Origin of the sequence: Sedimentibacter sp. B4, assembly GCF_000309315.1 — a bacterium.
Taxonomy (GTDB): Bacteria; Bacillota; Clostridia; order Tissierellales; family Sedimentibacteraceae; genus Sedimentibacter; species Sedimentibacter saalensis.
Map to the genome: position 1 here is coordinate 41,096 of NZ_CANG01000937.1, position 11,348 is coordinate 52,443.

At 35.9% G+C, this 11,348-nt stretch carries 16 protein-coding genes and 1 pseudogene; all 17 read right to left on the reverse strand.

Annotation, left to right across the window (positions count from 1 at the left end):
* Position 1 precedes the first annotated feature (1 nt).
* A pseudogene (gene flhB / locus BN358_RS16920) lies at positions 2-997 on the reverse strand (flagellar biosynthesis protein FlhB); the annotation flags it as partial.
* A 91-nt stretch (positions 998-1,088) separates the two neighbouring features.
* Positions 1,089-1,859 carry a flagellar biosynthetic protein FliR gene (fliR, locus tag BN358_RS16925; RefSeq protein WP_019229717.1) on the reverse strand — a complete coding sequence of 257 codons (771 nt, stop codon included), beginning with the start codon at positions 1,857-1,859 and terminating at the stop codon, positions 1,089-1,091.
* An 8-nt stretch (positions 1,860-1,867) separates the two neighbouring features.
* Positions 1,868-2,134 carry a flagellar biosynthesis protein FliQ gene (gene fliQ, locus BN358_RS16930; protein WP_019229718.1) on the reverse strand — a complete coding sequence of 89 codons (267 nt, stop codon included), beginning with the start codon at positions 2,132-2,134 and terminating at the stop codon, positions 1,868-1,870.
* Between the two features lie 8 nt (positions 2,135-2,142).
* The gene (fliP, locus tag BN358_RS16935) at positions 2,143-2,892 is read right to left on the reverse strand and encodes a flagellar type III secretion system pore protein FliP (RefSeq protein ID WP_019229719.1); all 750 of its coding nucleotides are present in this window, start codon (positions 2,890-2,892) and stop codon (positions 2,143-2,145) included.
* A gap of 50 nt (positions 2,893-2,942) precedes the next feature.
* The gene (locus tag BN358_RS16940; protein ID WP_157593551.1) at positions 2,943-3,236 is read right to left on the reverse strand and encodes a flagellar biosynthetic protein FliO; all 294 of its coding nucleotides are present in this window, start codon (positions 3,234-3,236) and stop codon (positions 2,943-2,945) included.
* A 42-nt stretch (positions 3,237-3,278) separates the two neighbouring features.
* On the reverse strand, positions 3,279-3,641 hold the full coding sequence (locus BN358_RS16945; RefSeq protein WP_019229721.1) for a response regulator: 363 nt from the start codon (positions 3,639-3,641) through the stop codon (positions 3,279-3,281).
* Positions 3,642-3,658: 17 nt separating this feature from the next.
* Complete coding sequence (gene fliY / locus BN358_RS16950) at positions 3,659-4,783, reverse strand: flagellar motor switch phosphatase FliY (RefSeq protein ID WP_019229722.1); 1,125 nt, start codon at positions 4,781-4,783, stop codon at positions 3,659-3,661.
* 11 nt (positions 4,784-4,794) lie between these two features.
* On the reverse strand, positions 4,795-5,781 hold the full coding sequence (fliM, locus tag BN358_RS16955) for a flagellar motor switch protein FliM (protein ID WP_019229723.1): 987 nt from the start codon (positions 5,779-5,781) through the stop codon (positions 4,795-4,797).
* Positions 5,782-5,810: 29 nt separating this feature from the next.
* Positions 5,811-6,611 (reverse strand): flagellar motor protein MotB, encoded by an 801-nt coding sequence (locus BN358_RS16960; protein ID WP_019229724.1) that lies wholly within the window; start codon positions 6,609-6,611, stop codon positions 5,811-5,813.
* 20 nt (positions 6,612-6,631) lie between these two features.
* The gene (locus BN358_RS16965) at positions 6,632-7,498 is read right to left on the reverse strand and encodes a motility protein A (protein WP_019229725.1); all 867 of its coding nucleotides are present in this window, start codon (positions 7,496-7,498) and stop codon (positions 6,632-6,634) included.
* A gap of 13 nt (positions 7,499-7,511) precedes the next feature.
* The gene (locus tag BN358_RS16970) at positions 7,512-7,709 is read right to left on the reverse strand and encodes a flagellar FlbD family protein (protein ID WP_019229726.1); all 198 of its coding nucleotides are present in this window, start codon (positions 7,707-7,709) and stop codon (positions 7,512-7,514) included.
* A gap of 159 nt (positions 7,710-7,868) precedes the next feature.
* The gene (locus BN358_RS16975) at positions 7,869-8,714 is read right to left on the reverse strand and encodes a flagellar hook-basal body complex protein (protein ID WP_040583892.1); all 846 of its coding nucleotides are present in this window, start codon (positions 8,712-8,714) and stop codon (positions 7,869-7,871) included.
* A gap of 76 nt (positions 8,715-8,790) precedes the next feature.
* The gene (locus tag BN358_RS16980; protein WP_019229728.1) at positions 8,791-9,174 is read right to left on the reverse strand and encodes a TIGR02530 family flagellar biosynthesis protein; all 384 of its coding nucleotides are present in this window, start codon (positions 9,172-9,174) and stop codon (positions 8,791-8,793) included.
* Between the two features lie 12 nt (positions 9,175-9,186).
* A complete protein-coding gene (locus BN358_RS16985; RefSeq protein ID WP_019229729.1) occupies positions 9,187-9,711 on the reverse strand; it encodes a flagellar hook assembly protein FlgD in 525 nt (174 codons plus the stop codon).
* A 14-nt stretch (positions 9,712-9,725) separates the two neighbouring features.
* Positions 9,726-10,568: a flagellar hook-length control protein FliK gene (locus BN358_RS16990; RefSeq protein ID WP_019229730.1), complete on the reverse strand. Its 843-nt coding sequence runs from the start codon at positions 10,566-10,568 to the stop codon at positions 9,726-9,728.
* A gap of 6 nt (positions 10,569-10,574) precedes the next feature.
* Complete coding sequence (locus BN358_RS16995; protein WP_019229731.1) at positions 10,575-10,844, reverse strand: hypothetical protein; 270 nt, start codon at positions 10,842-10,844, stop codon at positions 10,575-10,577.
* Positions 10,845-10,880: 36 nt separating this feature from the next.
* Complete coding sequence (gene fliJ / locus BN358_RS17000; RefSeq protein ID WP_019229732.1) at positions 10,881-11,333, reverse strand: flagellar export protein FliJ; 453 nt, start codon at positions 11,331-11,333, stop codon at positions 10,881-10,883.
* Between the last annotated feature and the right edge of the window lie 15 nt (positions 11,334-11,348).

The window sequence follows — 11,348 nt, forward strand, 5'->3', positions numbered from 1 at the left end:
TTTATTGTTTTTCCTTTTCCTTTAACCTGTAGACCCACGCCAATATTTCTGCAATAGGTTCGTAATATTCCAAAGGTATTTCGTGATTTATTTCTGTAGTTTTATATAATGCCCTTGCCAAAGGGATGTTTTCAACAATATTAATGTTGCTTTCTTTTGCTTTATCTATAATCCTCAGTGCCACGTTGTCCTGTCCCTTGGCCAGAACAATTGGAGCACGGTCTTTTTCAATATCATATTTTATTGCAACTGCAAAATGTGTAGGGTTTCTAATTATTACATCGGCTTGCGGAACCTGCTGCATCATCCTTGAATAGGATATGGCTCTTTGTTTTTCCTTGATCTTTCCCTTGACCTTTGGATCCCCTTCCATTTGCTTGTATTCTTCCTTAACTTCCTGCTTTGACATTTTAATGTTCTTTTCGTATTCCCACCATTGATACAGAAAGTCAAAGGCTGAAATGGCAACGAATGCTATTATTACCTTTTTAACAATTACCATTATTGATGAAAATATAAAATGTATTGCAGAGACCAAATCTATTTGTGCAAGTTTAGGAACCTGCTGCAAGTTGTCCATTATGGCTGAATAAATCAGGTATGCAAGTATTGCGATTTTAATCAGATTTTTTATGACTTCCACAACAGACCTAATGGAAAACATTCTTTTTATCCCCGAAAGAGGATTTAATTTTGAAAATTTAAATTTTATATTTTCTCTTGATATGAGAAATTTTGTTTGTGCTCCTGTAAATATGACTGATGTAAACATTACAGAAATCATTATGATTCCCACGCTGGACAACAGCGTAAATGTAATGTCCTTTACAAGCAGTGACAAGAAGTTTTCTTCTATACTGTACGTTGAAGTCATCAAAGAAATATATTTCCTGAAGGCATTGCTTGTGTATTTATAAATGTGCGGTCCCCAAAAATCCAGCATTATAAATGATATGGCAATGACTCCAACTGTTACAACATCCTTGCTTTGAAATACATTACCCTTTTTTCATTCATCCCGCCTTTTCTTGGGGGAGGCTTTCTCGGTTTTTTCTTCGCCTGCCATACTTATTCCTTTTACATTATTTCTATGTTATCAGTGAACTTAGGCTGTTCCTTACTTGTTCAAACATAAGAGTAAGAATCTTATCTATAAATGTTGAGAATGTGGGAACAAGCATCAATATTAAAAGTAGTCCAACAATTATTTTTAATTGCACGTTCACTGAAAAAACCTGTATTTGAGGTATTGCCTTCATTAACACACCAATTCCAGACTCCAAAATTATTTCCACTGCCATTAAAGGCATTGCTAATTTCAAGGATAATATCAGTATTTGAGAAAACATCTCAACCATGTTCCTAAACAAGTCCTGTGGTATGCTGAAATTTCCTATTTCTATGAGCTTACATGAAGTCATGAATATTTTAATCAGCGATATGTGTCCATTGGCGCTAAAAAATAAGAATATCAAAATTATATTTAAAAAGCTTCCTGTAATACCTGATGAAACATTGCTGCTTGGATCATATATTTTTGACATTGACATGCCCATCTGCATGTCCATTACTTCACCGCCTATTACAACTATGCTGAAAAACGAGCTGATTATGTAACCTATGATATAGCCTATGAACAGTTCTTTTATTATCAAAAACATGTATTCAATGTTTGTGCTGACTACAATATCTGCTTGAGGAGGAAGCATTCCGTATGCCGTAACTGTAAAAAACAAGCTGAGGGATATTTTAAATATTGAAGGTAAATTTCCTCTTCCGAATATCTGGTTAAAAAACACACATCCGCTCATTCTTGCAAGTATTAATAAAAAATAAGTAAAATCTCCCGTAAGTGTCATATGCACCTCTAGTAAACAGTCAACATTAGGTCAAATATATGAAAAATGAAGTCAGACATCACTTCCATCATCCATGGACCCAACATTATTAGCACTAATACCGTTACCAGAAGCTTTGGAACAAAGGTGAGTGTTTGTTCATGTATTTGAGTAGCTGCCTGAAAAACCGCTATAAGAAGCCCTATGGTAAGACTCAACAACAAAATTGGAGCTGCTATTTTAATTGCAGCCATTGCTGCAGACTGCATGATTTCCATTGCAAATGATATATTCATAAGCCCTCCTAGAAATTAAAGGTAGAAATCAGTGTTTTAAACAACAGCGACCACCCATCTATTACAACAAACAGAAGCAGCTTGAAAGGCATTGATATCATTACCGGAGGCAGCATCATCATACCCATGGACATGAGGACGCTTGATACTATCATATCTATTATGAGGAACGGTATATACAATAGAAAACCAATGATAAATGCTCTTTTTAGTTCGCTTGTTACAAACGCCGGCATTACAACAGTCAGAGGTAAATCTTCCACACTTTCAGGATTTTTAACTTCTTCATCGTTTGACATATCAACATACATTTGAAGTTCGTCGTTTCCAGTCTGCTTCAGCATGAATATTTTTAAAGGCTTAGATGCCCTGTCAAAAAACTCTTCCTGTGCTATTTCTTCATTTTTGTATGGCTCATAAGCTTCAGTATTTATTTCGTCAATAACCGGCGACATTATGAACAGTGTAAGAAATATTGCAATTCCTATGAGAACCTGGTTTGGAGGTGTTTGCTGCAAACCCATGGCATTTTTTAAAAATGACAGGACTATTATTATTCGTGTAAAAGCTGTCATCATTATCAAAATAGACGGCAGCAGTGTAATCAACGTGAGCATAACCAGAATTTCAACAGTCTGTGCTGAATTTCCGTTAATGTCCATGTTGATTGTTCCTGCATACGCATTTTTTGTGCTCAGGAACACAAAAACCATAATTGTTAAAATTGTTGCTGAAATTTGTTTTATCTTGCTTGTCATTTTTCCTCTTTTTGAGAATGCCTGATTTATAAGGCATTCTCACTGCCATGCTATTTTTTCAAAAATTTGTTTATAATGCTGCTAAAATCCATAACTTCCGGCTTTTCTTCTTCATGTTTTAATTGAAAATCATCCAGTTCTTTTATGATGTTCACATCTTTCTCTGTGATGCTCAGCAAATAGTACTTGTTTGTTATTTCAGCTATTACCAGGTACTTGTTTTGACCTATGACAATCCTGTCAACTATGTTCATGTACTTTGAACCGGAAGCAATATTTGTTTTAGTAGAAATCCACCTGGTACCGTAGTAAGTCAAGAACAAAACCAATATAATTCCTGCCAAAGAAGCAATCAGCGAAAATATATCCTTAATTTAAACCAGCTCCTATCCGATGATACCCTGTACTGTTTTTAATACTCTGTCAGCCTTGAATGGTTTAACTATAAAGTCTTTTGCACCGCTTCGTATTGCTTCAACAACCATTGATTCCTGACCCATAGCAGAGCACATTACTATTTTTGCAGAAGGATCGAAATCTTTTATTTCCTTCAATGCCTCAAGACCATTTTTGTTTGGCATGGTAATATCCATTATAACCAAATCCGGTTTCTCTGTCTTATATGCCTGTACTGCCAGTTCACCATCTGATGCTTCTATTAAATTTTCATAACCATTCTTTTTCAGCGTATCCTTAATCATCATTCTCATAAACGCTGCATCATCCACTACTAATATTTTACCTTCCATTTCTAACCTCCGTAATTCTATAATGTGATTTTTATCAATTCATCTTTTTTGATTATTTCTGCTATTCTAACTCCGAAATTGTCATTTACAACAACAACTTCACCCTTTGCAATGAGCTGACCGTTAACTATGATGTCAACTAAAGCTCCTGCCTGTTTGTCAAGCTCTATTATGGTACCCTGAGAAAATTCAAGTATATCTTTTATCTTTCTTTTGCTTTTTCCTATTTCAACGCTGATTTCCAGCGGCACTGTCATAATTAATTCAAGATTTGAAAGCTGTTCTTCTGAAAGCTGATCTTCTTCATCATCATCAAACCTTTCATAATCCATAGGTCTTACATTTACAGGAACCTGTTCTTTCTTTTTTGGTTTTGGCCTTTGTTGTATGTTTCTTTGTCTTGGTCTTTCTTCGTAATCATCATCATCTTCATATTCAAACACTTCTGTGTTTCTTTGTATGTCCTTGACTTCTGCTGCCATGTCTGTCTTCTTTATTTCTTCCTGAGGCTTTGTTTCTTCAGCAGGACTTTCAGCAAAACTTTCTGCTCCTTTTAAAAAGTTAGATACAATTTCTCTGGCAAGAGAAACAGGCATTACATTTATGAACTGACTCTGTACCGTTCCTTCTATAAACAGATCGAAACTTACTGCTACAATAACTTCATCTTCTATAAAATATTTATTTCTGAACTCAGTTTTGTCATTGATTTCATAAGCTAAAGGTGTTGATATGTTTATTGATTTTCCTAAAAAGTCTGACAAGGCAGTTGCTGCTGAACCCATCATCTGGTTCATTACTTCGCATATGGCGCTTGAATTTATCTCATCCATTTCAAACTCATCATCAGCTATGGATTGCCCCATCAATATTTCTATTATGGCTTTTGCGTCCATTCTTTTCCATATCATGAGATTGACGCCGTTTAGTCCTTCAACATAGTTGATTTCAACACCTATTGCAGGTTCCAGATTTTCATAGCTGAACTGCGTGGCGTTTATTACATTTACTTTAGGCACGGTTATTTCAACTCTTTTTCCCAACAATGTGGACAGTGATGTAGCAGAAGAGCCTAAACTTATATTCATTACTTCTCCTATTACATCCCGCTCCATATCTGAAAAAATATTTTCATTCATCATAAGTAGCTCCTCTATCGTATAATATTCTTAATTTTTATTACGCCTTTATTTTTCTTTGTTCCCCATGTTCCCTCAAACCACTTTTCACCGTCAACATTCACATCAACATAGGAATTGACGGCCTTGTCAAGGATTATCAAGTCTCCGACCTGCATGTCCACAACATCTTTCAGCGTTGCCTGGGCTTTTCCCAGCACGCCTGTTATTGTAAGCTTGGAAGACTTTATGGAATCCATGATAATTTCCTTTTGTTCTTCCACGCTTTGATCCATTTTTTTCTTGCTTGTCTTTGAAAATATATTGGCTTTTTTCATGACTTCGCCAATGATACTTGAAGGCATGCATATGGTTATTTTTCCTGTGGACTCATTCAAAGCAACATTCAATACCACTATGACTATAGTGTCATTGTAATTTATTGACTGAATGAATCTTGAATTGGTTTCTATTTTAGCAAGCTCGGTTTTTAGTTCAATTGTACTATCCCATGAAACACCCATCATTGGGACAATCTGTTTCAACATGTTTCCCAGCAGTGAAAGCTCTATGTCCGTATAATCTCTTATATTTTCATACTCTTCACCGCTTCCGCCCAAAAGCCTGTCTATTATTACAAAAGACAACGGTTTTGAAATATCCATGAGAATCTGGCTGTCTGAAATCGAATTGTCCGGATATCCTACATTTACAAGGCCCATGAGCACATAATCATCCAGGGCGTTGTTGTATTCATGGAATATGCTTTCTTCAACCTGTTCCACTGTAACATCACACATGAGCCTTAGCATGGACGTCAACCTTGATGATAGCATGCGGCAATAGCCTTCATAAATCCCTTTTAGTAGCTTTATTGTTTCCTTTGTGATTTTTTTAGGACTTCTGAAATCATATTCTTTTACTTTCTTCTCATTTGCTTCAATTTCCTTTATATCAACATCTCCGCTGCTTAAATTGTTAAGCAGCTCGTCTATCTGGCTCTGTGATAGTATTTCTGCCATATCATACGCCCTCGTTCCATGATTTTTCCTTATCTTAACTGATTGCTCTGATACTCAATTTTATCTTCACTTTCAGTGTTGTCATCTCCATTTATTGTATCTTTAATTATTTCTGTATAACTTATTGGATGTCCCTTGCGGCTTATGAAAATTTCAACTCTTCTGTTTTTTGCCCTTCCTTCAGGAGTGCTGTTGTCTGCAATGGGACTGTACAGTCCATATCCTATAGCCAGATACTTGGCCGGACTAATTACATTCTTGCTCTCCAGGTATTGAAGCACTGCATTGGCTCTGTCTGTTGAAAGTGCCCTGTCTATGTTTGACTTGTCTTTTTCCACTTCAGCTGTGTGCCCTGCTATGATTACTTCTTCCACATATTCGTCAACCAGATTCAACCCGTTTGCAAGTACATCTAAAATGTCTCGACCGCTTTGATTTAAGTCGTTGCTGTAGCCCTTAAATGTGATGTTGTCAGAAAATCTGATGAACACATACTCTTCGCTTTTGCTTATTTCTACGCTTTCACTGAGGTTGTTTTCATCTACGTAGCTTTTAAGCATTTCATAAAGCTGATCAATATCCTCTTCATCAGCTTCTTCTACTTCTATGGAGCCACCGTCCATCTGACCTGTTCCAGATAATTCTTCAATTTGCTCTTTAACTTCAGTGCCTTTTGAAAAGGCCTCTACTATTATTGCATATTTCTGGGCATCTATTGTTGACATGGCATACAGCATTATAAAAAATGTCAACAGCAATGTAACCATATCACTGTATGTTTCCAGCCAACTTGCTCCGCCACCGCCGTCCCTTTTTCTTTTTCTAGCCATATTAACCCCTATTTGCAGTTTTAAGCATTTGCTTCACTTTTTCTGCTTTTTCCTCTTTTTGATTTTTTCTTTGTTCCGCCTTCTTCACTATCTGCTTGAGCTGCGGAACCTCTTTCTTCATATGTTATGTATGAGTTCAGTTTTTCTCTTATGTATTTCGGATTTTCACCTGACTGTATTGAAAGGACACCTTCCATAATCAGTTCCTTGGCTATCATTTCTTCGTCATGCTTTGCTTTCAGTCTGTTAGATATTGGAACACAAAACATATTTGTGAGAGCTGAACCGTAAAATGTTGTAACAAGTGCAGTGGACATACCTTTACCAAGAGCATCTGCTCCGTTTGATGTATCCATGTTTGCAAGCATGTTTATGAGTCCAATGAGTGTTCCAAGCATACCAAAGGCAGGTCCGAAGCTTCCCAATGTATCAAATACCTTCCATGCAGAAGCATGTCGAGCTTCAATACAGTCTATTTCATTTTCTATCTGTGCTCTTACCTTTGTTGGTTCAATGGCATCTACTATGAGCATTACGCAGTATTTTAAAAACTCATCCTGCAAATCCATGGCATTGACTTTTTCCTCGAGAACCAATAATCCCTTAAGTCTTGCTTCTTTGGCAAGCTCTTCTATGGTGTCTATATATTCGTTCAAATTAATTTTTTCTCTTTTCATCAGCACCTTTAAATTTTTAGGTACATCCTTAAGGTATTTAACCGGAACGGACATTATGGTTGCAGAAAAAGCGCCTCCAAATGTAATAAACATGCTGGGAAAATCAATAAAGCTTTGTGTAACCTGAGACAAGCTTGACCCGCTTGTTCCAATTCCGTATACTACTAAGGCAACTCCTGCCACCAACCCAATTAAAAACGATATGTTCATCTTTCACCTCTTGTTATTCAGCAGTAACGCCTTTTAATATTTTTTGATTGTATTTGATTATTTTATTGACTATTTCTTCTTTTGAATCTTTAACCAGGTAATACTTTCCTGTTGTCAGGGTTATTTTTGTTTCAGGAATGAATTCTATTTTTTCAATTAAGCTAGCATTCAATATAAATGATTCCCCGTTAATACCCAATACTTCTACCATAAGCCCTCCTATTTTTATAAAAATATTAACCACAACCACAACATTTTATAGACATGGTTAATACTTTTATTGATAAAGCAAGATGTAACGACGGCAATAGATGAACAATTTTTCATTGTCCTTCTATTGTTATCCGTCTATTACACTGTTATTTTTTATTTATCTTTTCATGTTGACAAGTTCTTCAAGCATTTGGTCAACAACAGTTATTATTTTTGAATTTGCCTGATAACCTCTTTGAGTTATAATCATGTCTGAAAACTCATTGGCCAGGTCTACATTTGACATTTCAAGTCCCCCTGTTACAAGAGATCCTGAACCGCCCAATCCAGCAGCATGGTATGTAATTGTTCCAGTGTTATTTCCAGCAGTATAGTAGGAACTTCCGTCCAGCTGCAAAGCTGCTTGGTTAGGTATTGTTGCAATTGCTATGAGGCCCAATGTGTCTATCTGGTCCGTTCCTATTTTTACGCCTGTAATTGTACCGTCTGAATTTATAGTAATGTTTGAATAATCATTAATAGCGATTTGGATTTTAGCAAGAGAAGCTTCAGCAATTGTGTCATTTGCTGCTGCAGTTGTGTCTCCATTAATACCCATTACAATAGAACCGTTTGAATCAACCAGCTGTCCTTCAGAGTCAAAGTTCAATGCGCCATAACGAGTATAGTACATGTTTCCGCTGGCATCAGTTACCTTCAGGTAGCCTTCCCCATTGATGTAAAGGTCTGTTTCCTTGTTTGTAGGAGAGTATCCGGATAATGTATGGATAGTATCCACTGAAGCAATCTGTGCTCCATAACCTACCTGTGATGAGTTGGTTCCGCCTATTCCAGCAGATGCCTGGCTTGGATTGCTTACTGTCTGGTAATAAACGTCTCTGAATGTTGCACGTTGAGTTTTGTAACCATTTGTGTTTACGTTGGCGATATTGTTACCTATTACGTCCATTTTTGTCTGGTGGCTTCTTAAACCTGAAACTCCAGAATAAAGTGCTTTCATCATAATTAATCTTTCTCCTTTTTTTATTAGCTGTGAGTCCTTCAAACAATCCGGACTATAACCCCCTAAAAAGGACCGGCTATTTTATTACAGCTCCATCTATATTTGTAAATATGTTTTCTTTAAGCTCATTGCTGTTTACTGCTGTTATGACCTTGTTGCTCATGGTGCTCACTATGAATGCCTGATTGTCAATCATTACAAGCACATTTTTCAAACCCTTGTCTTTTGCCTGTTCTACGGCTTCATTGAGTTTATCCGTCACTTCCGGGCTTACATCGATATTTCTTTCAGATATTCTTTCATTTGCATGCTTTGAAAATGTAACTTCATTTTCCCTGAACTTTTCTTTGAATATGTCCTTGAAAGATGAATCTATGTCCTGGTTGTGTTTTAAGTTTGTACCTGGTTGAATACCGTTGTTTAAGTTGCTTATTTTTCTTATAAAATTTATGTCAGTCACTTAATCACCACCTTAGTATATCTGACTGCCTTCAATTGTTGAATCATCAACAGTTTCATCTTTAATCAGAAAATTCTTTATGCTGTTTACTCCTTCAAGCATTTGAGTGGCTATGTCCATTTCTGTAACAGTTTCTTCCGATTCATTTTTAACTTCCATAACATTTGAATAATCATACTCAATATCATTTACAAAAAGCTTTGTTTCACCGCTGTGGATAGTTACCTTTTGAACTACCCCTTCCTGTATTTCAAGCTCTCCCTTGCTGTTATAGCTTGCCATAACAACATTTTTCCCAATGAGAGATGTCGCTTGTCCCTGCATTGATATTTCAGTTAAATCAGTCATTGCCTGCAATGCTGAAAACTGGGCCATTTGTGATACAAATTCCGTATTTTCCATGGGATTCATGCTGTCCTGGTTTGTTACCTGGGCAACCATCAAATTCAAGAAGTCATTCATATCCAGTGCTGAACTGTTTTTTGTGCTTATATTTAAATTAGATGTACCACTTGTACCGTATGCGTTTATTTCCATATTACCCTCCTTTCTTATGCTGTGCTGTTCATAATCCGAGAAAAAATGTCGTCGTCGTTGTCATCATGATCATTTCCACTGTATGTATAATTATTTTTTTGCTGATTTTTGTTTTGATTCTGGTTGTAATCAAGAGGATTTTGACCATAAGTCGTTTCATCATGCTTTACAACAACATTCACGTTGGAATCTATTGTCTTGTTCAATACTTTTGCTAACTCCTGTGAATTTGACATGAGCAGCTTGCTGGTTTCTTCATTCAATGCCTTTATTTCCACTGTAAGCTTGTTGCCCTCATAGAACATTTTTATGTTTACCTTGCCTAATTTTTCAGGCTGCAGTTCCATGGTCACTTCTTTTGTACCGTTTGTTCTTTCATTAACCATCAGCTCAATTTTGTCCTTAATTTGAGAAATGGCTGAAGATTTTATGTAAGATGACTCGTCGCTTACTTGGATTATTTTGTTATCAGAAAACATTAATTTATTTTTTTCTGCCAGATTTGCATTAAGATCAATTTCATTCTTAAGCTTGCTTCTGCTGTTTTCTATGTGCGTAATCAGCTTCTCTGCATATGTGCTGATTTCTTTTAAGCCTTCATACATAGGAACTTCAGTATTTAGTTTCTCCTGAGCCGGATTTTGCTGTTCTTGAACCTTAAAGCTTTGCATAGTATCTGATTTTGGTTTTGATTGATTTATCAATTCATTAAAAACCTTCATGCTGTCATCAGCCTTAAACACTTCATAGTTGTCAGTTTCCAAATTTGGTACGTATGCAAGGTATTGGCTCATTACTTCAATCGAAGCCATTAAATCTTCATCCGTGTTCTTTTTTAACTTTTTCTGTTGGTTCAATTTCCTTCAAACCAGCTGTACATAAGAAGTAGTCACTGAATCTGACGATTTGCTTAAATCCATATCTTTTCCTATCATTTCAAGCAAGTTAACATCTTTAACTGATACATCAGGATTATCAACCATTGTAGCTGCCATCAAAGTCCCTGGTATGTTTTCTGCCATCAAAGAATCTAACAAATTTATGAAAAAATTTTCTTTTGTACTTACTGCAGCCATGTTTTTTGGCATTTGTCCCAGTTGTCCCGGAATCATTCCGTTTAAATTTACGTTCATTATACTCACCTCCTTTCAATAGTTAAAAATCATTTATCATACTAAGTAACCCTTGACCATGCTTTTGTTTGAAACAAACTCCTCAATGAAAAGTTCTTCGCTTTTCGCCAGGGCACTGTTGTATTTCTCCAGCTCTTTTTCCCTTAATTTTTCAAGGCTTGATATTTCTACATTCTTGCTTACAATTTCATGCCTTTTATCTTCTATTTTTTTAAGGATTTTTTCTTTTTCCTCTTCCTTGCTTTCTATTTTTCTCAGTATGCTGCTTAAAAGCATTTTATAATAAGACATTTCACCAACAGAAATGGAAACAGATGATTTTTCTGAAAATTCCATATTTATATCTGAATATTTGCTTTTCATAATTGCTATTTCATTTTCCACTTCTTTGTAGTCATGATTTAAGTTGCTTAATTCCAATTTCAAGTTTTCTAAAACTTGTTCTTTTATTTCCAAAACCTTCTGCAGCGAAAAACTAAACTTTTTCATTGTTCCCCCATATCA

What these genes read in the sequence shown, in the direction of transcription:
- BN358_RS16965 (WP_019229725.1), bottom strand. Translation starts at nt 7,498, where the DNA reads ATGAACATATCGTTTTTAATTGGGTTGGTGGCAGGAGTTGCCTTAGTA.
- BN358_RS16975 (WP_040583892.1), bottom strand. Translation starts at nt 8,714, where the DNA reads ATGATGAAAGCACTTTATTCTGGAGTTTCAGGTTTAAGAAGCCACCAG.
- BN358_RS16960 (WP_019229724.1), bottom strand. Translation starts at nt 6,611, where the DNA reads ATGGCTAGAAAAAGAAAAAGGGACGGCGGTGGCGGAGCAAGTTGGCTG.
- fliY (WP_019229722.1), bottom strand. Translation starts at nt 4,783, where the DNA reads ATGATGAATGAAAATATTTTTTCAGATATGGAGCGGGATGTAATAGGA.
- BN358_RS16945 (WP_019229721.1), bottom strand. Translation starts at nt 3,641, where the DNA reads ATGGAAGGTAAAATATTAGTAGTGGATGATGCAGCGTTTATGAGAATG.
- fliP (WP_019229719.1), bottom strand. Translation starts at nt 2,892, where the DNA reads ATGACAAGCAAGATAAAACAAATTTCAGCAACAATTTTAACAATTATG.
- BN358_RS16970 (WP_019229726.1), bottom strand. Translation starts at nt 7,709, where the DNA reads ATGGTAGAAGTATTGGGTATTAACGGGGAATCATTTATATTGAATGCT.
- fliQ (WP_019229718.1), bottom strand. Translation starts at nt 2,134, where the DNA reads ATGAATATATCATTTGCAATGGAAATCATGCAGTCTGCAGCAATGGCT.
- BN358_RS16985 (WP_019229729.1), bottom strand. Translation starts at nt 9,711, where the DNA reads ATGGAAATAAACGCATACGGTACAAGTGGTACATCTAATTTAAATATA.
- BN358_RS16995 (WP_019229731.1), bottom strand. Translation starts at nt 10,844, where the DNA reads ATGAACGTAAATTTAAACGGAATGATTCCGGGACAACTGGGACAAATG.
- fliR (WP_019229717.1), bottom strand. Translation starts at nt 1,859, where the DNA reads ATGACACTTACGGGAGATTTTACTTATTTTTTATTAATACTTGCAAGA.
- fliM (WP_019229723.1), bottom strand. Translation starts at nt 5,781, where the DNA reads ATGGCAGAAATACTATCACAGAGCCAGATAGACGAGCTGCTTAACAAT.
- fliJ (WP_019229732.1), bottom strand. Translation starts at nt 11,333, where the DNA reads ATGAAAAAGTTTAGTTTTTCGCTGCAGAAGGTTTTGGAAATAAAAGAA.